This is a genomic window from Paenibacillus rigui, from assembly GCF_002234615.1.
Classification (GTDB): domain Bacteria; phylum Bacillota; class Bacilli; order Paenibacillales; family NBRC-103111; genus Paenibacillus_S; species Paenibacillus_S rigui.
Genome location: NZ_NMQW01000036.1, coordinates 46,860 through 63,795, shown reverse-complemented (window position 1 = coordinate 63,795; position 16,936 = coordinate 46,860). Strand labels below are relative to the sequence as shown.

36 protein-coding genes and 1 pseudogene are annotated in these 16,936 nt (G+C 43.4%); all 37 read left to right on the top strand.

Annotated elements, in window-relative coordinates; translation table 11 throughout:
* The first annotated feature begins 37 nt into the window (after window positions 1-37).
* The 37 genes and pseudogenes from CF651_RS33210 (at window position 38) to CF651_RS22970 (ending at window position 16,919) form a co-directional block, all read left to right on the top strand.
* Window positions 38-463 (top strand): pentapeptide repeat-containing protein, encoded by a 426-nt coding sequence (locus tag CF651_RS33210; RefSeq protein WP_281254498.1) that lies wholly within the window; start codon window positions 38-40, stop codon window positions 461-463.
* A 147-nt stretch (window positions 464-610) separates the two neighbouring features.
* Window positions 611-868 carry a hypothetical protein gene (locus CF651_RS23115; RefSeq protein WP_094017250.1) on the top strand — a complete coding sequence of 86 codons (258 nt, stop codon included), beginning with the start codon at window positions 611-613 and terminating at the stop codon, window positions 866-868.
* Complete coding sequence (locus tag CF651_RS23110; protein ID WP_094017249.1) at window positions 865-1,071, top strand: hypothetical protein; 207 nt, start codon at window positions 865-867, stop codon at window positions 1,069-1,071. Before CF651_RS23115 ends, CF651_RS23110 begins: the two co-directional genes overlap by 4 nt.
* Before the next feature lie 103 nt (window positions 1,072-1,174).
* A complete protein-coding gene (locus CF651_RS32500; protein ID WP_179232952.1) occupies window positions 1,175-1,327 on the top strand; it encodes a hypothetical protein in 153 nt (50 codons plus the stop codon).
* 196 nt (window positions 1,328-1,523) lie between these two features.
* Window positions 1,524-2,168 carry an ERF family protein gene (locus tag CF651_RS23105; RefSeq protein ID WP_094017248.1) on the top strand — a complete coding sequence of 215 codons (645 nt, stop codon included), beginning with the start codon at window positions 1,524-1,526 and terminating at the stop codon, window positions 2,166-2,168.
* The gene (locus CF651_RS23100) at window positions 2,165-2,971 is read left to right on the top strand and encodes a PD-(D/E)XK nuclease-like domain-containing protein (protein ID WP_179232951.1); all 807 of its coding nucleotides are present in this window, start codon (window positions 2,165-2,167) and stop codon (window positions 2,969-2,971) included. The genes CF651_RS23105 and CF651_RS23100 overlap by 4 nt, the downstream gene beginning before the upstream one ends.
* Window positions 2,972-3,397, top strand: a complete 426-nt coding sequence (gene ssb, locus CF651_RS23095; RefSeq protein ID WP_094017246.1) for a single-stranded DNA-binding protein — start codon at window positions 2,972-2,974, stop codon at window positions 3,395-3,397.
* Window positions 3,398-3,409: 12 nt separating this feature from the next.
* Complete coding sequence (locus CF651_RS23090) at window positions 3,410-3,742, top strand: hypothetical protein (protein WP_094017245.1); 333 nt, start codon at window positions 3,410-3,412, stop codon at window positions 3,740-3,742.
* Between the two features lie 92 nt (window positions 3,743-3,834).
* A complete protein-coding gene (locus CF651_RS23085) occupies window positions 3,835-4,062 on the top strand; it encodes a hypothetical protein (RefSeq protein ID WP_094017244.1) in 228 nt (75 codons plus the stop codon).
* Window positions 4,063-4,090: 28 nt separating this feature from the next.
* Window positions 4,091-4,405, top strand: coding sequence for a hypothetical protein (locus CF651_RS23080; RefSeq protein WP_094017243.1), 315 nt, complete (start codon window positions 4,091-4,093; stop codon window positions 4,403-4,405).
* A gap of 47 nt (window positions 4,406-4,452) precedes the next feature.
* Entirely contained in the window at window positions 4,453-4,635 is a 183-nt protein-coding gene (locus tag CF651_RS23075; protein WP_094017242.1) for a hypothetical protein, read from the top strand.
* Between the two features lie 19 nt (window positions 4,636-4,654).
* Entirely contained in the window at window positions 4,655-4,810 is a 156-nt protein-coding gene (locus tag CF651_RS32495; RefSeq protein ID WP_179232950.1) for a hypothetical protein, read from the top strand.
* Between the two features lie 38 nt (window positions 4,811-4,848).
* Window positions 4,849-6,243, top strand: coding sequence for a DNA cytosine methyltransferase (locus CF651_RS23070; RefSeq protein ID WP_094017241.1), 1,395 nt, complete (start codon window positions 4,849-4,851; stop codon window positions 6,241-6,243).
* 43 nt (window positions 6,244-6,286) lie between these two features.
* A complete protein-coding gene (locus CF651_RS23065; protein WP_094017240.1) occupies window positions 6,287-6,610 on the top strand; it encodes a hypothetical protein in 324 nt (107 codons plus the stop codon).
* 28 nt (window positions 6,611-6,638) lie between these two features.
* Window positions 6,639-7,091 carry a hypothetical protein gene (locus CF651_RS23060; protein ID WP_094017239.1) on the top strand — a complete coding sequence of 151 codons (453 nt, stop codon included), beginning with the start codon at window positions 6,639-6,641 and terminating at the stop codon, window positions 7,089-7,091.
* A gap of 29 nt (window positions 7,092-7,120) precedes the next feature.
* A complete protein-coding gene (locus CF651_RS23055) occupies window positions 7,121-7,414 on the top strand; it encodes a hypothetical protein (RefSeq protein WP_094017238.1) in 294 nt (97 codons plus the stop codon).
* Window positions 7,415-7,659: 245 nt separating this feature from the next.
* Complete coding sequence (locus CF651_RS32490) at window positions 7,660-7,830, top strand: hypothetical protein (protein WP_179232949.1); 171 nt, start codon at window positions 7,660-7,662, stop codon at window positions 7,828-7,830.
* Window positions 7,831-8,103: 273 nt separating this feature from the next.
* Window positions 8,104-9,048 carry a hypothetical protein gene (locus CF651_RS23050; protein WP_094017237.1) on the top strand — a complete coding sequence of 315 codons (945 nt, stop codon included), beginning with the start codon at window positions 8,104-8,106 and terminating at the stop codon, window positions 9,046-9,048.
* Window positions 9,049-9,068: 20 nt separating this feature from the next.
* The gene (locus CF651_RS23045) at window positions 9,069-9,488 is read left to right on the top strand and encodes a hypothetical protein (protein WP_094017236.1); all 420 of its coding nucleotides are present in this window, start codon (window positions 9,069-9,071) and stop codon (window positions 9,486-9,488) included.
* 19 nt (window positions 9,489-9,507) lie between these two features.
* The gene (locus CF651_RS23040) at window positions 9,508-9,933 is read left to right on the top strand and encodes a helix-turn-helix domain-containing protein (protein WP_179232948.1); all 426 of its coding nucleotides are present in this window, start codon (window positions 9,508-9,510) and stop codon (window positions 9,931-9,933) included.
* A 304-nt stretch (window positions 9,934-10,237) separates the two neighbouring features.
* Window positions 10,238-10,492: a hypothetical protein gene (locus tag CF651_RS23035; protein ID WP_245856105.1), complete on the top strand. Its 255-nt coding sequence runs from the start codon at window positions 10,238-10,240 to the stop codon at window positions 10,490-10,492.
* The gene (locus tag CF651_RS32485; protein WP_179232947.1) at window positions 10,473-10,640 is read left to right on the top strand and encodes a hypothetical protein; all 168 of its coding nucleotides are present in this window, start codon (window positions 10,473-10,475) and stop codon (window positions 10,638-10,640) included. The genes CF651_RS23035 and CF651_RS32485 overlap by 20 nt, the downstream gene beginning before the upstream one ends.
* 68 nt (window positions 10,641-10,708) lie before the next feature.
* Window positions 10,709-10,879 (top strand): annotated as a pseudogene (locus CF651_RS32935) (RsfA family transcriptional regulator); the annotation flags it as partial.
* 11 nt (window positions 10,880-10,890) lie between these two features.
* A complete protein-coding gene (locus CF651_RS32480) occupies window positions 10,891-11,061 on the top strand; it encodes a hypothetical protein (RefSeq protein ID WP_179232946.1) in 171 nt (56 codons plus the stop codon).
* On the top strand, window positions 11,058-11,363 hold the full coding sequence (locus tag CF651_RS23025) for a hypothetical protein (RefSeq protein ID WP_094017233.1): 306 nt from the start codon (window positions 11,058-11,060) through the stop codon (window positions 11,361-11,363). Before CF651_RS32480 ends, CF651_RS23025 begins: the two co-directional genes overlap by 4 nt.
* 17 nt (window positions 11,364-11,380) lie before the next feature.
* The gene (locus CF651_RS23020) at window positions 11,381-11,920 is read left to right on the top strand and encodes a dUTP diphosphatase (protein ID WP_094017232.1); all 540 of its coding nucleotides are present in this window, start codon (window positions 11,381-11,383) and stop codon (window positions 11,918-11,920) included.
* Between the two features lie 320 nt (window positions 11,921-12,240).
* Window positions 12,241-12,561, top strand: a complete 321-nt coding sequence (locus CF651_RS23015) for a BC1872 family protein (protein ID WP_245856106.1) — start codon at window positions 12,241-12,243, stop codon at window positions 12,559-12,561.
* Window positions 12,562-12,563: 2 nt separating this feature from the next.
* Window positions 12,564-12,716: a hypothetical protein gene (locus CF651_RS32475; RefSeq protein ID WP_179232945.1), complete on the top strand. Its 153-nt coding sequence runs from the start codon at window positions 12,564-12,566 to the stop codon at window positions 12,714-12,716.
* Window positions 12,713-13,123: a DUF1064 domain-containing protein gene (locus tag CF651_RS23010; protein WP_094017230.1), complete on the top strand. Its 411-nt coding sequence runs from the start codon at window positions 12,713-12,715 to the stop codon at window positions 13,121-13,123. Before CF651_RS32475 ends, CF651_RS23010 begins: the two co-directional genes overlap by 4 nt.
* A complete protein-coding gene (locus tag CF651_RS23005) occupies window positions 13,120-13,356 on the top strand; it encodes a hypothetical protein (protein ID WP_094017229.1) in 237 nt (78 codons plus the stop codon). Before CF651_RS23010 ends, CF651_RS23005 begins: the two co-directional genes overlap by 4 nt.
* 76 nt (window positions 13,357-13,432) lie before the next feature.
* Window positions 13,433-13,624, top strand: coding sequence for a hypothetical protein (locus CF651_RS23000; RefSeq protein WP_094017228.1), 192 nt, complete (start codon window positions 13,433-13,435; stop codon window positions 13,622-13,624).
* 125 nt (window positions 13,625-13,749) lie between these two features.
* Window positions 13,750-14,808 carry a hypothetical protein gene (locus CF651_RS22995; RefSeq protein ID WP_094017227.1) on the top strand — a complete coding sequence of 353 codons (1,059 nt, stop codon included), beginning with the start codon at window positions 13,750-13,752 and terminating at the stop codon, window positions 14,806-14,808.
* Window positions 14,809-14,865: 57 nt separating this feature from the next.
* Window positions 14,866-15,402 carry a 3'-5' exoribonuclease domain-containing protein gene (locus tag CF651_RS22990; RefSeq protein ID WP_094017226.1) on the top strand — a complete coding sequence of 179 codons (537 nt, stop codon included), beginning with the start codon at window positions 14,866-14,868 and terminating at the stop codon, window positions 15,400-15,402.
* A gap of 85 nt (window positions 15,403-15,487) precedes the next feature.
* Window positions 15,488-15,733, top strand: a complete 246-nt coding sequence (locus CF651_RS22985; protein WP_094017225.1) for a hypothetical protein — start codon at window positions 15,488-15,490, stop codon at window positions 15,731-15,733.
* Window positions 15,734-15,883: 150 nt separating this feature from the next.
* Window positions 15,884-16,090 (top strand): hypothetical protein, encoded by a 207-nt coding sequence (locus CF651_RS22980; RefSeq protein ID WP_094017224.1) that lies wholly within the window; start codon window positions 15,884-15,886, stop codon window positions 16,088-16,090.
* Window positions 16,080-16,514 (top strand): RNA polymerase sigma factor sigma-70 region 4 domain-containing protein, encoded by a 435-nt coding sequence (locus CF651_RS22975; protein ID WP_094017223.1) that lies wholly within the window; start codon window positions 16,080-16,082, stop codon window positions 16,512-16,514. The genes CF651_RS22980 and CF651_RS22975 overlap by 11 nt, the downstream gene beginning before the upstream one ends.
* 192 nt (window positions 16,515-16,706) lie before the next feature.
* Window positions 16,707-16,919: a hypothetical protein gene (locus CF651_RS22970; RefSeq protein ID WP_094017222.1), complete on the top strand. Its 213-nt coding sequence runs from the start codon at window positions 16,707-16,709 to the stop codon at window positions 16,917-16,919.
* The last annotated feature ends 17 nt before the right edge of the window (window positions 16,920-16,936 follow it).

Genomic DNA, 16,936 nt, shown 5'->3' with positions numbered 1-16,936 from the left:
CTGAGTTGTGTCAAGCCTGAGTGGTGCCGTCCTTGGTGTGTCCGATCTGCGTGGTTCCGACCTGGGTGGTTCCGACCTGCGTGGTGCCGACCTGCGTGGTGCCGACCTGCGTGGTGCCAACCTGAGTGGTGCCAACCTGAGTGGTGCCAAAGAGGACCTATTTAAAATTTTGGATTCTGCTCCAAATGAAGTTAAAGGATTACTAGATTATCTCAATGCGGGAAAAGTGGATGGATCTACATACACTGGAGAATGCTGCTGCTTGGTAGGAACCATCGCTAATGTTCGCGGATGTAATTACGAAATGTTAGAGGGAATCACACCTGATTCAAATAGACCAGCGGAACGGTGGTTTTTAGCAATCAGGAAAGGTCACACACCTGAAAATAATCCAATTGCAAAGATTACAGCTGAGTGGGTCGAGGAATGGATTGAGAAAAACAAAGAAGGTGAATCCGCATGACCTACTGCTACTGCTGCACCAGAACAGCTACACACCGCATATACGCCGATCTCAAGCCCGTATGTACATTCCACAGGGATGAGGCTTTAGAAGAAGAGAACGAGCCTATATTAGTCCAACAGATTCATACATGGGGAGGGAAAGAGGATGCTAAACAACCAACCGCAAGCTAAGTTATCGAATGAAGATTTCCGTGAAATTAAAGGGATATTAAACAACGATGATCCGATTAGTCATCAAAGCGTATTCAATGCATTGCCATTATTGCTTGCTGAGATCGGAAGATTAAACGCCTTGTTAAGTGAGGTTGAATATGAGCTTGAATGGAGTGATGCCGAAAGCGCAATTGTGAAGTGTCAGTTCATGATCAGACAAGAGTTTGATTGGGTTGGTGAAACATATTGACCAAACAACAATTCATCCAATACCTTCGCGACCAAGCGGATTACATCAAACAGATGGCAAACGACATCGAAAACGGCGTCGAGCCACAATATTGGACAGTAGATCTGCCCATTCCGGAATACGAGCAAGAAAGAGAAATGCAAACGGCAGCTAGAGAATTCAACTGGAAGTACGATAAGGAGATTGAAGCAGAATCAGCATGAAGTCGGTGGATGACATTTTCACTTGGTACGCAATACCACCTGAAAAGAGAAAGTATGTTGAGGAAGAAGAAAGCGAGGCTGACGAGGAAGGAGGTGAATCGGAATGACAAACGGAGCCGCAATTGGTTACATGATGCTAGCAGCTAAATCTTGCGGATTGGATGAAAAAAAGATCAAGGAACTAGAGCGCGACATGTATCTTGAAATGGATATGACAACTGAAGAAGAAGCAGAAGAATACTACCGCAATAATTAATCAGGAGGTGAATTGGAGTGATCGATTTATTATGGTTAGCCAAACAGCGACCGCATAACAAAGCTATGAACCGGATACTGCTGCTGAATGCAAAGGGAAAAAGAAAAAGCTTACTGCGTCAACAGTAAGCGCTGGCTAAAAAACCTTCTGGAGAAAGTTTTGTACTGCCATTATACCACAAAGGAGCTTGATATAGATGAATATATATCAAAAGTTGATTGAGGTCAGGAAGTCAGTTCCTTACCTTCAGAAAGACTCCCAAATGACCTCTGGTCAAAGTTATAAATACAACAGCAGCAGTCAGGTAATCGGAGCAGTTCGGAAGGAAATGGACGAAAAGAATTTGCTTTTGATTACAAAAATTATGGACAAGCGTGTTCATATGGACACGGTAGAAAATAAAGACAATACCGGAAAGGTAAAGCGTACAACTACATTTTTCACAGAACTTGATTTGATGATGGTCTGGGTGAACGGTGATGAGCCAACTGAAACTGTAGAGGTTCCATGGTACGGCCAAGGTATTGATACTGCCGGGGAAAAAGGTGTAGGGAAGGCACTTACTTATGCAGAAAAGACGTTCCTTTTGAAAGAATTTAACATTGCAACTGACCAAATGGATGTTGACGCTTTTCAAGATAAGATGGAAAAAACAGTCGGCAGAATAACATCCAACGCCATCGCTCAGCTAAAGTCTGAATGGATCGGAAAAGGATATAAAGCGAACGCCCTTGGAGCAAGAGTGAAAGAACTTTATTCGTGTGGAGTAAGTGATCTATCGGAAGATCAGGCTAATGAGCTTTTGGAAAAGATTCGGTCGCATAAGGGGCAATCAGCATGATACTAACTCCTGAAAATTATTATTCAAAAGAAGCAAATCAACATTACATGAGCGTGAGCCAATTTAAAGACTTTGACAATTGTGAAGCAGCGGCGTTGGCAAAATTGAATGGCGAGTACTCGGAAGGAGAGGTCGATGCCTTCACGCTAGGTTCTTATGTACATGCTGCAGTCGAAGGAACAAGTGCTTTTGATGAATTTGTAGGCAATCACCCTGAAATATATTGCAAGTCTGGATCTAATAAAGGAGAGCTTAGGTCAGAATTTAAAAAAGCTGATCTAATGATTGACACCGTATTAAAAGATCCCCTTTGCGCTCAAATGCTTGAAGGGGATAAGGAAACCATCATCACTGCTGAATTATTCGGAGTGAAGTGGAAATCCAAGATTGATGTTCTGAATATTGACGCGGGTCGAATGACTGACCTTAAGACGGTGAAAGAAATACGGGCCAAGTACTGGAACAATGAACTTAGACGATGGGAATCGTTTGTAGAACATTACGGATACACGATTCAAATGGGTGTATACACAGAACTTGAGCGGATACATAACCGCAGATTTGATCGTCTAGAACCGTTTATCGTCGCTGTGAGTAAAGAAGAAGTGCCAGACAAGGAAATCATTTGCTTTGATGATACAACGCTTGATACGGCTTTACAGAAGGTTGCGGAGAAGTTACCGCGGATCATCTCCGTTAAAGAAGGATTTGATGAACCGAAGAGATGCGGCAAATGCAAATATTGCAGACGGACGAAGAAGGCGCAGATTGTACATTTCATGGACTTATTGGAGGTAATTTAAATGCTAAACCGTGCTATTTTGATCGGAAGATTGACGAGAGATCCTGAACTAAGGTACACACCTGCAGGTGTTGCTACCTGCACATTCACCTTGGCAGTAGACAGGCCATTTACAAATGCTCAAAAAGAGCGTGAAGCTGATTTCATTAACATCGTTACCTGGAGACAACTTGCGGAAAATGTAGCTAACTACCTTCGCAAGGGCCGGTTAACTGCAGTAGAAGGACGTATTCAGGTCCGCAACTACGAGAACAACGAAGGAAAGCGCGTATACGTTACAGAGGTTATAGCGGATAATGTACGGTTTCTCGAATCGTCTGGAGGAAACCAGCAACAGAGCCAAACGTACAGCGCGCCGAACAATCAAGACCATTTCCAAGATGATGGTAAACCAATCGATATCAGCGACGACGATCTCCCATTCTAGGAGGGATAACATATGAACTTATCTTCTCAACCAGTACGCAGCTGCTCAAAAGAATGGCAAACACGCGGGCTTAGAAATAAGCCTACACAACGCCAAATGGGCTCGATTAGCCCTAAGGTTGATAAGCAACTAAAAGAACGGTCTGAGGGGATTTGTGAGCTCTGTACAGCGGCAAAAGCAGTACAACGAGCACATATTACCGGACGGAAGCAAATTGACCATAGAACAACAGTAGATGACCTCTTGCACGTGTGCCTTCCATGCCATAAGTGGTTGGATGAAAGTGTAGAAGGGATCAAACACAAACGTAAATTACAGGCCGAAGGCCATCAATCGACTGAATAAGCCTAACGGAGTGGGGGCCGAAAGGCTTCCAGGCAGGATAGAGATAAGCCATACAACATAATGAATAAATTTGTCCCTCAGGAGGGAACGCGATGGAAGAGTTGATTAGGAAGCTGCGGGAATTGCACCAAATGGACATTTATACGGTTGACGAAAATTGGTGCATCCAACTGTTCGAATTGGATGTTTGCCCTAATGATTATGATGTGCAGCCTTGTAACAAGTTTGAATGCGTCTACGAATGGTCTGGACCAGTGCTTTATAACGTCTTGATGGATGCGTTGGAGTGGGCCGAAGAACGGCTGCGCCAAGTATCTTAGTGAATATCGAAGAACATAGGAGGCCAACATGGACATAAATAAACAAATAGAAGCTAAGTTGCAGAAAATAAGCGATGTGGAAAAAGAACGTGAATCTCTATTTGAAAATTTTGAAGCAAACAAAAATAAAATTGGTGAGTTGCATTATGAGATTGAAATTTTAAAACTTCAATACATGTTCTTGAAGAGACAACAGTTGGATGCAGCTGACCGTACTTATCACATTGTTGCTGAAAATATAGATAGCGTCAAAAGTATAAATGAAACATGTATTGGTCTCCTGCAAAAAAGACTTATTGAAGATGGATTCGGAGAACGTCTACAGCAAGAAAAACTTATATAAATCGACGAAAATGTCTGAATAATATCGAAGGACATGGAGGTTATCGAATGAAGCTTATCGTGGAGATTAGAGCGGTAAAGACACTCGATAGTGAAGAACTAGTATTTCTTTTTTATGGTACGGAAGACGAACAGCAATCGACTATCCGCTGTATAGAAGATGAATTTGTAAAATACTTCAAACGAGAGGGAGCCGAAGAAGTTACGGCTTCTGTACGTATCGAAGAATGATTTAGGGGAGGTATGTAGGATGTTTAAAGTTCGATTGGCCTTTAACCTTAAAGAGGTTCGGACGGTATATGCTGTCCAGCAGCTCGAAAATGGATTGACTCAATTTTTAGTATGGGACGACCTTTATAACAAATGGGTGTGGGTTCCAGCAAATGAGTACGTGCCAGCGGAGTGACGGACAGCTCTGAATATTTAAGGACATGAGGTGAAAATATGAGGCATTTGCTAAAGGAGCTAGTCGTCGATAATTTCGCCGGAGGAGGCGGAGCAAGCACTGGAATCGAGCTAGCGATAGGCCGAAGCGTCGATATTGCAATTAATCACGATCCAGCAGCGATCGCCATGCATAAGACAAATCACCCTGACACCAAGCATTATTGCGAATCGGTTTGGGATGTTCCTCCTCTGGAGGCTACCGGCGGGCAGCCGGTGGCACTCGCTTGGTTCAGTCCGGATTGCAAGCATTTTTCCAAAGCAAAGGGCGGCAAGCCCGTCGAGAAGGAGATTCGCGGACTGGCATGGGTGGCTGTCCGCTGGGCGGCGACAGTGAAGCCTCGAGTGATAATGCTGGAAAACGTCGAAGAGTTCCAGACCTGGGGTCCAATCAAAAACGGACAGCCGGACCCAAAACAGAAGGGGCGGACGTTCAGATGCTTCGTTAACGCGCTGCGGCGGATCGGGTATGAGGTCGAATGGCGGGAGCTCAGGGCGTGCGACTACGGCGCGCCGACGATCCGCAAGCGATTCTTCCTGGTAGCTAGGTGCGACGGTCAGCCAATCAAGTGGCCGCATCCGACGCACGGTGAACCGAACAGCATTCAGGTGAAAAAGAAGTTACTGAAACCTTGGAAGCCTGTAGGAGACGAGATCGATTGGTCGCTTAACTGTGTTAGCATATTCGAGCGAAAAAAGCCTCTTGCAGAGAAAACGCAGCTTAGGATTCATCGAGGGCTACAGCGGTTCGTATTGGAGAACCCACACCCATACATTGCACCAATCGAAGCAAAGAGAAACAACAATGTGGATCTGGTTACTGCATTCCTTGCACAATACCACAGTGAAACGACAAGCCGAGAGGCACGTGGACAAACGTTAGATAAACCTATCATGACATTAGACACATCAAATAGGTACGCTCTGGTTACATCTTATCTTGTAAAAATGAAGGGGTCTAATATTGGACAGCCGATGACGGAGCCGATCCACACTATAACTGCCGGCGGGCTTCACTTCGCTGAGGTAAGAGCGTTTTTAGTCAAATACTATGGTGCAGGGATTGGGCAGGAAATTTCGGAGCCGATTCACACAATTCCGACCAAAGATCGGTTTGGACTCGTGACTGTATATGGCGAAGATCACATGATCGTTGATATAGGATTTCGGATGCTTGAGCCACATGAGCTGTTTCCGTCACAAGGCTTCCCCAGAGAGTATATCATTGATCGTGACTACACCGGAAAGCCTTACCCTAAGACAGAGCAAGTGGCACGCTGCGGAAACTCAGTACCGCCGCCATTCGCAGAGGCGCTCGTAAGGGCAAACCTGCCGGAGTTGTGCGTCGACTTGCCATACCAGGCAGAACATCAATTAGCAATGCAGTTGGTATGATGGGCAGTTTGAATATTCAATGACATGAGGAGGACGGAAATCAATGAGAAAATTCGTGATTGCATGCACTCGGCATAATGACCTTTATTTCGGCGGAAACGCAGTATTGTTTTGGGGGCCAAACAGCAGCGGTTATACGGCTTGCTTGGAATCTGCCGGCTTATACTCCGAAGAGGAAGCCGTCGAAAAAGGGAAAGGGACACACGGTCAAGACATTCCCATCCCTATCGAAATGTTAGGTATGGGCGAATCTTTCTTCGTATCCGTGGAAACTGGTTTGAAAGAGGTATCCAGGATAACACTTTTCAACAAGCACAACGAAGCAAATAAAGCGATTTTGAACGAATGTCGGAAATTATACTGCTGAATATGGAGGGAATTGGGAGGTATGGTCTATGAATAATGTTGCTGCTCCAGCTATAAACACTTATGAAGTTCGCACTTACGACATTTGGGATGATAAGGAATACCCTAAGATTATCACCGCAGAAACCCGGAGCAAAGCGAAGTACGAGTACTGGCAGTTAATGAGCGATTGTTGGGATATTCCATTCGGGAAGCTCCTTCCGATGTTGCGAGTAAGGACGATTGGACGATTCAAACCATCTGACTTGTTCGGGAACCGCGAACGCTTCGAGAGAGTGATCCATAATAGATGCATTCCTTTTGCTTACATGGGCATGCGAATTGAGGTTTCTGGGAAAATGGGAACTATTGTTGGTGCAAACGATAGCGGAAATTTAGATATCATCTTCGATGGGCAATGGTGGAAAGAGAATTGCCATCCATGGTGGAAAACGAAATATTTTGACCGTAATGGCGCTTTGATTAAAGAGTACGCCGACTGAATACGGAAGGACATGAGGAGGTGCCAGTTTTGAAAAAATACCGAGTTCATACGGAAATGGATGTTTCCAAGGAGTTCGAAACTTTGGTACAAGCCGAGAAGATTTACGAAAGATGGAAAGATGATCTGATGTCGGAAGGTGTTCAGGCTAACGAATCATTCGTTGAAATCGCAGAGTCTGATGACGGTTTTGAAGATTACAAGGTTGTTAAGAAGGTTATTGCAGTTATCGATAACGATCGAACCGAATTGAGGACTCCAAGAGAAGAAGGCTGCGATTGGGACTACTGGGCCAAATGGCAAGAAGTTGATGGCCAGCTTTGAATATTGAAGGACATAAGGAGGGGAACAGAGTGGTAATTAATGGACCGAAATTATGTGATGATTGCATTAGAAAACAGGAACGCATGTTCAGTAGAGACTCTAGAAGGGTCAAACGTTGTAGGATGTGCAAAAAAGATAACACAACAAGAGAACACGACACTTATTGTGACGATTGCTCAGAAGAATTAAATATTTGCAGGGGCTGCGGATCGTGACGGACAGCTTTGAATATTAGGAGGGATAGCATGAAAGTTACAATATCACGACTACCTGAATCGGTTCTGGATGAGTTAGAGGATTATCTCGAGCAGCAGGATATTGACGAAGACCAAATGCGCGTTTTTCAAGCCTTACTCACGGGGTACGATGCAGCATGGGACAAATTAGATCGAATCAATGGGGGACAAGACACATGAAAGTAAAAACCTGCGATAACCCGAATTGCCAAGAAAGGATTGAGGTACAAGACGATTACGAACCGGAATATTGTTGCAGTGGTTATATGTGCGGATGTTACGGTTATACAATAAATCCGGTATTTTGCGATACGTGTGAGGAAAATCTTTTCGGGAGGTCCATATGCAGCACAAACTAACCTGGTACCAGCAATTATATGATTATATCCGTTATGGACCCATGGCAGTACGACATTACTTTTGGGAACGGAACAATAGATAGGAGGGGTTGGGGTGGAAGGGTGGGTTAGTATTCATCGGCAAATCATGGACCACTGGATTTATAAGGATGCTGAGTATTTGAAAGTATGGTTGGAAATGCTGCTTCGTGCCAGATTCTCTAAAGATCCAGGTAATGAACTTATCGACGGCGAGCTCATAACAGTAAAGCAAGGTGAGTTTATCTTTGGCCGAGTCAAGTGGAGCGAAAGGTTAGGAATTGGTGAGCAGAGGATAAGAACACTGGTGAAGAAGTTGATGAACGAGGAAATGATTTCGTTTGTATCCAGCCATCGTAAGTGTACATTGTACCGGATTTGTAATTATGAAAATTATCAAAATTTCATTTTCAAAGACGAATCGCACAATAAGTTACTTACTAAAAGTTATGTTAGCTATTTTTCCCATGACGATAACCAGCAAATAATGCAGGCGTACCAAGAGATAGCGGGAAATTATAACCATGACACTAACCACCTGCTAACCAGCATCCAACCATCAGCTAACCATCAGCTAACCACAAAAGAACAAAGTAATAAAGATAATAAAGAAATAAATAATATACACTCTACTGGCGAAATGAACCTGAATGAGGATGATTTCAAAAAAGTATCAAAGGCATTCGCAGAAATCCATGATGTCATGGAGATGCCGTATTCAAATGGACCGATATTAACAAGATTGCTTATAGAGGGGATACCATCGGATCACATTATCGGTGTGATAAAAGAAAAATGGAAACACGGAGTAACAACGTTGAAATATTACGAAGGAGCAATTAGGGATAGCTGGTACGTAAGTCAATCTCCAAAAAACGATAGGCCGAGTTTTGGTTCAAGGTACAAGCCGAGAAATGATAAACCCAAATTAACGGTAGTTAATGGCGAAACGACAACGTTACGTTCTCCAGAAGAACGTGAAGCCATGAGGCGTAGAGCACAGATGCTGGATGGAAAATAAATTGAAATGGAGTACGAGCAATGAGTGATGACAAAGATAACATTATCAGCATCGACGTTCTTAGGATTAATCGAAGGGTTCCTAAGAAATGCACCTGCAAGGTTAGGAAATTTACAGTCGATACGGAAAATCGGGAAATTACTTGTGGATGTGGTGTAATTGTCGATCCATTTGAGGCAATGCTCCATTTGGCTACCAATTACGAATATATAAATCGACAGCATCAATCACTAAACGAGCAAAGAAAAGAATGGTTAAAGCAGAAACCATACTCAGTGATTTTCAAAAGGTTAGAGAAGAGCTACAGCCGGGGAACGATGCTCCCGTATTGCCCTAAATGCAACCAACTATTTGATTATAAGGATATCAATTCACATGGAAATGCTGAGTTTTACCGTAGGTTAGAACAGAAATTACGTCAGCAAGAAATGAATATTTAACCATTGGAGGGCGATGAATATGACTGTATTAACTGAAACCGAATCCGAAGTATATAAGCAACTTAAACGAGGTAAGGGACCAAACGAGATTGGACAAGCCCTAAAAAGATCAAAGAGCTATATATTTCAAGTGCTGACGTATCTGGTCAAACGCGGTTTAGCACAAAAGACTGATAAGAAACCGTACACCTATACAGCGATTCATGTTGAATATACAATCTGCATCCGCCACCCAGGAGGACCTGGGAGGGCGTACAAGGGTAGGCGTGGGATCAAGCGATTGAAAATTATTATGCGTTTGATTGGCAAAGAAAATTTGAGATTCATTCTTAACCACCGCGGAAAGATGGACCGCAGAAAGATAGCTGAAAAAGTGGGGATCCGGAAATACGATCTAAATAACATATATCTCTTGCTCGGGCTAAGCGGCGAGGAAGCAGCATGAATCAACTCTACGAAATAGCCACGGACCCCAACACCGACATGGACGAAAGATACCAAATCGCACGGATGATGCAGTGGATGAGATTAAAGACAGGCGGTGGACATAATGAACCGTTACGAAATAACTTTTCCAAACTTCTGGCGTGAACCACTTACAAAGTATATCGAAGCTGAATCCGCTGGAAGGGAAAGGTATCTATGCTATCTGCAATTTCGAGACGCGTACGATTATACCTTCTTCGGATTCCTGACACTTATCAAGGTTCGTAAGGTTAAAGAAAAACAATGACTAGGTGGTGTTCGTAGTGATTTCTATTAACGCAATGATTAAAGATGCTGGATATAAAACATTGAAGATTGATAAAGAAATGCTGTCACATTTAGCGGAGTCAATACAAAAACAAGGGTTTGAATACGTGACCTTACTTAGCGGAGTTATTGAGGTTGTTGGGTTTGTGGTGGCAGGAAGGTTAACAGGAGATCGGGTCATTATACTTGGCAATGCGGCAAAAGAACAACCGAATAGCCAGGAGGCCAACCATGACACTTCAAACCTTTGACGGAATCGTAAAGAGCATACAGGAAACGCGGAAAATATTCTCAATCATGACGGACCAGGAGTTTGCTGCATGGTATTCACGGAGGTATCACATCACGGAACGGCGGGTACTAGCGATACTTGACCATTTGAAGGAGGAAGCGGAATGACACTTTGTGAACACAGTAATTATCATTGCCCTATTTGTGAAGTAACGCTTTTGAAGCAAGTTATAGCTGAACAGGATAAGGAAATTGAGCGGTTACGGAAGGTTGAAGAGGACTACAACGCACTCCAATCTATCATGGATCGAGCAAGAAGGATGGCGTTTCTGTCAGCGGAAGACGAAGAACCGGGACCGCGTTTCAAGATGGATGCTAACGGAAATTTAACACGGATTGAAGATTAGGAGGAACCGCAATGACCCTTCAAACCTTTGACGGAATCGTAAAGAGCATACAGGAAACGCGGAAAGTATTCTCAATCATGACAGATAAAGAGTTTGCTGCATGGTATTCAAGAAGATATCAGATCACGGAACGGCGGGTAATAGCGATTCTCGAAGCGTTGAAGGAGGAGGAAGCGAAATGAATAGGTGGTGTACAGAGGTGGATGAACCTAAATGTGGAGAGGAATTAAGCAAAGAACAGTACGACTCAATCATGCAGGAAATTGTGAAGAACCACCGTTTTGCTAAAGGTGGGAGGCACATTAAATACATTGATCCTCATTGGGACATGAGGGATGGTATGTGCTTCGCTATTCAATTCCGGGGACTGTTTGGGAATGGGAGAATCCTATTTGACGGGAGACAAAGTGAGAGGTCGATGTCAGATAGAATTATGAGTTGGCTTGATGGGGAAGACGATACCGAAGCGAAAACATCAAAATAATGATGGAGGCGAAAAGATTGAACTTATCCAAACTTTTTGAAATGCAAAGAGAGCTAGACGAAAAGATCATCAAGGAAAAGGGACTGCAGGATATGGACCGGTTGCCGTATCTTATCCTGGCACTGCAGGTGGAACTTGGAGAGTGTGCGAATGAATGGCGCGGGTTTAAGTATTGGTCGAATGAACGGGAGCCGAGGACGAGTGTGGCGGACACGAAGTACAAACCGATAACAGGTGATCCGCTAGAAGGATTTCTATCACATAAAGTACGTAACCCACTTCTAGAAGAATACGTTGACTGCCTGATCTTCATCTTGTCGATTGGGTTGACGCAAGGATATAACGAAAGTATTCCCGCACTCGGCAGAAATGTTTATAAATACAAGACTGATGAAATCACATCCCACTTCAGCACAGTGTTTAGAGCAATATCTGATTTTGAGTTCAGGCCCAACGAGGGTGATTATATGCGCATATGGATGTCTATTTTGGGTCTTGGCGAAATGCTAGGCTTCACCTGTGAACAGATCGAGCAAGCCTACATGGATTTGATCTAAACTCCAACCTTTCATAAGAATGCGGTAAACCACGAACGCCAAGGAGGGGTAAAAATGATTAGATCCGCAAGTATGCCATAGCACATGACCCGCACAATCGTCACCAAACGCGATATAACGGATTCTCAGGCTGTTAATTCACCAGTGACGACCTATTACTTGTAAGAGGATGAACTGGCCTTATATCGGCAATTAAAAGCGCCTACGAAAAGCGATGGACAACCATATCACAAACCAGTAGCTGGATTCTTAGGCGAGAGAGATAAACAAAAGCGGAGAGCGAGGAAGCAGCCATGTTAACGCGGGAGCAGATTTTGGCGATGGATTCGGGGCCGGAGTTAGATAAGTTGGTGGCTGAGAAAGTTATGGGGTGGACAAGTATAGCCAAGCTCAGATGGAAAGATCCGAAAGGGGTCACTAATTTTGTTCCAGATTATTCCACCGACATATCAGCCGCTTGGGAAGTAGTGGAGAAGATGAGTAGAGGAAAAACAGACTGCTCATTCGTGCTGCAGTTTCATTTCGAACGATATTACGCAAAGTTCGGTGAGGTACCAATAGACAACAAGAGATGGAATTCATACTTAACTGCACCTGAAGCCATATGCAAAGCAGCCCTACTATCCACTCTGGAGGTGTAACCATGGAACTGTACACGATCCACGTAAACGGCATTACCTTTTGCGAGCCGGTAGATAAAGAGTGTATCGAGTATCAGCTTGAGAGGATCCGAAAGTGCCCGGAGTTAGAGTACAAGGTTACAGAGGTTAATGGGGAAGAGGTGAAGACTGCTTGAAGAAAAAACATAAATACGGAGCTAAGCAAGTTATCGTTACAGAGGATTTAACAATATTTGAGGTGGAGCAACTCGAAAAATTCAACATTACGGATGTAAAAGGTATCAAATTCGATAGCAAGTCAGAGGGGCAGTACTACCAGAAGTTGAAGCGGATGGAGCAAAGAGGCGAGATTAAATCGATACAGCCGCAGCCGACATTTGTTCTACAGGACAAGCCCAAGATCAAATACAGCGCTGATTTCCTTGTTGAGTACATTGATGGCAGGACCGCGATCTACGATGTGAAGGGAGTAGAGACAACGGCGTTTAGGTTGAAAGTGAGATTGTTCAAGGCGAAGTTTCCTGATTTAAAGCTGATCCTGGTCAAGAAGCAAGGAAGTCGATTCGTGGAGGTGCCGGCATGAAACTACTTGCGGTAGTTTACTGGCTAGAGGGAGGAAAGGAAAAATCGAAGAGATGTTACGACCAAAGTAGTCTGAATAATCTGACTAAATGGTTAGAAAAAGTAGATTATGTTCATTGGTCGGTACTCTGCTCAGGAGATGCGTATGTACCATTTACACCACGATTGAAATTGATGAAAGTCAGTGGCGGCTTGGAAACACCATTCAGGCCTCCAAAAATGGCTGCTGATTGAGTTTTTATAGGTAGATAGACCAATTGTATTCCGAATGATAAAAACGCGTTAGAAACGATTTTAGGGAGGTGAGAGAATGGATGCAGAGTCACTACGTGTAAAATACCTTTTCAGCGATCAAGCAACAAAGGATAGGATGCTCATAGAGGCCATGATCAAGGTGCAGACGTTAGAGCAGCGGATCGAGATTATGGAGGCGAGAAAGGGGGTGCCGCAGGAGTTGAAGGCGATGGAGGAAAGGGCGAAAAGGCCTAAAATATTATCATAAAAAACAAAGTAAATATGGTGTAAAATTGCACAAATCTAAGTAAATATATGGTATAATGGTGTTAATGAAATTATATGAACGAATATGAATAAATTTAATAGAATATGATGATGGAGCGTGTGAAAATGGCAATCAACATGCAGGATCAAATTGATTTGTTAAAAAGCCAATTGGCTGAGTATCAAGCGGAGATTCCGGTGAATGAAAATAAGGTGAATGCTCTTCTTAACCGTATTAGTGAGTTGGAATACGAGATGGCCCAACAGCAGCATGCACAGCAGATTCGTGAGCAGGAGATTCAAGAAAAGGTTGAAGCCGACGAAATCAAGTTTAACGTTCCGGGCGTCGACTTTACTCAATTACCGTCAGAGCTTATTCAATTGATCGACGCTATTGTTCACGCAGATCGCAAACGTATTTACCTGGAGGAAGCAGCTAAGACGGACGAGCTCACGGCAAAGCATAAGGATGAGTTGGCGACAGCTAACAATGAGGTTGCGAACTATAAGAGTCAAGTCGATAACCTGCAAGGCATAATCAGTACTGGTAAATCAGCAATTGAGAATATTGCCAGGGAAAACAGAGAACTTCATGATCAGGTGGGATCGGTTAAGATCGAGAACGAAGATCTGCAAAAGAAACTGGCTAATGCAGCTGCTCAACTGGAGGAAAACGCGAAAGAAATCGAACGCCTGAACAGCCAAATAGAGGACTATCAAAAGGCGAAAGTGTTCGGTGAGGTAAAAGCCCAGCAAATCATTGATGTGACACCAGAAGAAACGAGCACAATGCAAAACCTCGTTAATTCGATTACCAAAAAATATGTAAACGTTACTCCAATCGGCGGTAACTGGCATGAAGCAACAGCTGAAGATGGTACAAAAACGGTAGTACACGCAAGTGAATTGCCATCACTCGAAACACAAGGTAGTCCCTTTCGTAACGATAGCGAGACTAACGTTACAAACAATCAACTTCCTGTTGCCCAAACGGTTGAGAATGTAGGTGGATCGTTTCCCATCATCTTACCGCCAAGCATACCAACCGTCGAAGCCGGGGGATCACAGGGACAGCAGCCTAATCAGCCGATGGCGCAGGAAGCAACAGTCACAACAAGCCAGCTCGAAGAAAGACTTGCCCAGTTCGCGAGCGAATACGGATTGGTAAAATCGAACGTAGCATAAATCGAACCACAGCCTCGTTACTCCATAGCGGGGCTGTTCTTTTAGGGAGGGTATGGGATGAAAGTATTCTTTGATACTGAATTTACAGGGTTACACCAAAACACAACACTTATTAGCATTGGACTTGTGAGCGAGGATGGGAAGTCGTTTTATGCAGAGTTTACAGATTATGATAAAAGTCAGATAGATGAGTGGCTGCAAACGAATGTAATTAATAATTTGATTGTTCATCCAGATAGGGAACATTATTACAAAGTGACGGACAAAGAATCCATATACAAGGACAACAGAGATATAATTAAAAATAGGCTAGAAGAGTGGTTATCGCAATTTGATGAGGTAGAAATGTGGTCAGATTGTTTGTCATATGACTGGGTCTTATTTTGCCAGATATTCGGACATGCGTTCCGCATACCAAAAAACGTTTATTATATACCTTTCGATATTTGTACACTGATGAAGTTAAAGGGTATAGACCCGGATATAACACGTGAAGAATTAGCGGAGCATGCACTCGGACGAACAGGTCCTAAACATAACGCCCTATGGGACGCGAAGGTAATTAAGTCGTGTTACGAGAAACTGATGCAATAGGCCGAAGGCCATCGACATCGACCGAAATACTTAGCGTAGCGGAGGCCGCATAAGGTCTGACTCTTTATTATAGGGGATGAACAAAGTGAAATCACAAAACATTGAAGTAGGGAAAACATATTTTAGCGGAAGTGGCGGAAGATTTGAAACAAGATGCAGAGTTCTCGAGATGGGTCTGACTGTTCATCATTTGGATGGAAAAAATACGGTTTTGGAAACTGGTGTTAGGTTCGTACAAGTGAAGGGGCCATATACTGGCAAGGAAGGTACCATTACGCTTAAAAGTTTTGCGCAGTGGGCGAAGGGTGAAGTTGCAACGGGTAAGGAGTAGATCATAAGAGGAGTGAGACAGGTGAATCAGGTAGCATATACTTGTTTTACTATATCTGGTTTGGCGTGCGTGGTATCAATCATTTGCTTAATTAGGATTATCGCATTGCATCTGAAATTCAGGAAAACGATGAACCGGAGGTGAAACCAAATGAATGACCACATAGAATGGTTGGGACATAAAAATCCAAGAATCAATCCAGATAACTTTGCTTATGTAGTTGGTATGCCATATAAATTGTTTTTTAAAATAGATGATGACGAAGAAGAACAAGAAGAAACTTGGTTATGTCCTGTCTGCGGAATGTCATGGTGTGAATGTACAGATGATAATGAGGTGAGACGAAATGAACCATAACCAATTAACCGAAATACTGAAATACTACAGAAGCTACGAATACGCAGCAATGAACTGTGGACCAGTTGAAAACGATCGGCTGCCGCTTGTTATATCCGAGCGTATGAGGAACCCTGGGATGTGGGACAAGACACGTTATAACCGCATCGTGAACATCATTAAGGGAGCAGTTGACTACTGCTTAGACGACGACCAGCGTACGGTAATCATGCGGAAGTACCTGGAGAGAAACAGGCTTACATTAAGCGAAATATCTAACCTGCTGCACAAGGACCGTACGACAATCGGAAGATGGCACAAAGAGGCATTGAGCAAGTTGGCGATTGCATTGGAGCCATTTAGTGAAGAGATATTAGAAATCACGCCATTGGAGCACATGTTTGATTCTAATTGGAAGTTTGAAGAGTCAAAAGAACCCGCGTAAATACAGCATTTATGCATCATTTTTGCTCACAAATACAGCATGAAAACTGGTATATTTATACCATGGGAAACGTTAGGGAGTACTCCGGCTAACCCAAATGAGAAGCGCTTCGTTGCATGACCGGCCTGTTGGTTGGTGAAAGTAGCGACACCGCTTCTTTTTGCTTTATCTAAAATGAGGAGGATGATGAAGATGGAATATAGTGCGAGTCTAAACAGATATGAGGCACCACGGACATTTATTGAACTATCAGAGAACGATAAGATTTACCACTTTCAAAACTACTTGAATACATTGGCGCAGCTTCAGTCTGTTGGAGTAGAGATGAAGATGGAAATAAACGCCGTAACAAGGGCGCTGAATGATATTATGGGGATCGTTGTAATTCAACCAGTGAGAAGATAGATGATGTGAAGTTGGAC

Coding starts and splice junctions, on each gene's coding strand:
- CF651_RS23115 (WP_094017250.1), top strand. CDS start 611: ATGCTAAACAACCAACCGCAAGCTAAGTTATCGAATGAAGATTTCCGT.
- CF651_RS32500 (WP_179232952.1), top strand. CDS start 1,175: ATGACAAACGGAGCCGCAATTGGTTACATGATGCTAGCAGCTAAATCT.
- CF651_RS23105 (WP_094017248.1), top strand. CDS start 1,524: ATGAATATATATCAAAAGTTGATTGAGGTCAGGAAGTCAGTTCCTTAC.
- CF651_RS23100 (WP_179232951.1), top strand. CDS start 2,165: ATGATACTAACTCCTGAAAATTATTATTCAAAAGAAGCAAATCAACAT.
- ssb (WP_094017246.1), top strand. CDS start 2,972: ATGCTAAACCGTGCTATTTTGATCGGAAGATTGACGAGAGATCCTGAA.
- CF651_RS23090 (WP_094017245.1), top strand. CDS start 3,410: ATGAACTTATCTTCTCAACCAGTACGCAGCTGCTCAAAAGAATGGCAA.
- CF651_RS23085 (WP_094017244.1), top strand. CDS start 3,835: ATGGAAGAGTTGATTAGGAAGCTGCGGGAATTGCACCAAATGGACATT.
- CF651_RS23080 (WP_094017243.1), top strand. CDS start 4,091: ATGGACATAAATAAACAAATAGAAGCTAAGTTGCAGAAAATAAGCGAT.
- CF651_RS23075 (WP_094017242.1), top strand. CDS start 4,453: ATGAAGCTTATCGTGGAGATTAGAGCGGTAAAGACACTCGATAGTGAA.
- CF651_RS32495 (WP_179232950.1), top strand. CDS start 4,655: ATGTTTAAAGTTCGATTGGCCTTTAACCTTAAAGAGGTTCGGACGGTA.
- CF651_RS23070 (WP_094017241.1), top strand. CDS start 4,849: ATGAGGCATTTGCTAAAGGAGCTAGTCGTCGATAATTTCGCCGGAGGA.
- CF651_RS23065 (WP_094017240.1), top strand. CDS start 6,287: ATGAGAAAATTCGTGATTGCATGCACTCGGCATAATGACCTTTATTTC.
- CF651_RS23060 (WP_094017239.1), top strand. CDS start 6,639: ATGAATAATGTTGCTGCTCCAGCTATAAACACTTATGAAGTTCGCACT.
- CF651_RS32490 (WP_179232949.1), top strand. CDS start 7,660: ATGAAAGTTACAATATCACGACTACCTGAATCGGTTCTGGATGAGTTA.
- CF651_RS23045 (WP_094017236.1), top strand. CDS start 9,069: ATGAGTGATGACAAAGATAACATTATCAGCATCGACGTTCTTAGGATT.
- CF651_RS23040 (WP_179232948.1), top strand. CDS start 9,508: ATGACTGTATTAACTGAAACCGAATCCGAAGTATATAAGCAACTTAAA.
- CF651_RS32485 (WP_179232947.1), top strand. CDS start 10,473: ATGACACTTCAAACCTTTGACGGAATCGTAAAGAGCATACAGGAAACG.
- CF651_RS32480 (WP_179232946.1), top strand. CDS start 10,891: ATGACCCTTCAAACCTTTGACGGAATCGTAAAGAGCATACAGGAAACG.
- CF651_RS23025 (WP_094017233.1), top strand. CDS start 11,058: ATGAATAGGTGGTGTACAGAGGTGGATGAACCTAAATGTGGAGAGGAA.
- CF651_RS23015 (WP_245856106.1), top strand. CDS start 12,241: ATGGATTCGGGGCCGGAGTTAGATAAGTTGGTGGCTGAGAAAGTTATG.
- CF651_RS32475 (WP_179232945.1), top strand. CDS start 12,564: ATGGAACTGTACACGATCCACGTAAACGGCATTACCTTTTGCGAGCCG.
- CF651_RS23005 (WP_094017229.1), top strand. CDS start 13,120: ATGAAACTACTTGCGGTAGTTTACTGGCTAGAGGGAGGAAAGGAAAAA.
- CF651_RS23000 (WP_094017228.1), top strand. CDS start 13,433: ATGGATGCAGAGTCACTACGTGTAAAATACCTTTTCAGCGATCAAGCA.
- CF651_RS22995 (WP_094017227.1), top strand. CDS start 13,750: ATGGCAATCAACATGCAGGATCAAATTGATTTGTTAAAAAGCCAATTG.
- CF651_RS22990 (WP_094017226.1), top strand. CDS start 14,866: ATGAAAGTATTCTTTGATACTGAATTTACAGGGTTACACCAAAACACA.
- CF651_RS22980 (WP_094017224.1), top strand. CDS start 15,884: ATGAATGACCACATAGAATGGTTGGGACATAAAAATCCAAGAATCAAT.
- CF651_RS22975 (WP_094017223.1), top strand. CDS start 16,080: ATGAACCATAACCAATTAACCGAAATACTGAAATACTACAGAAGCTAC.
- CF651_RS22970 (WP_094017222.1), top strand. CDS start 16,707: ATGGAATATAGTGCGAGTCTAAACAGATATGAGGCACCACGGACATTT.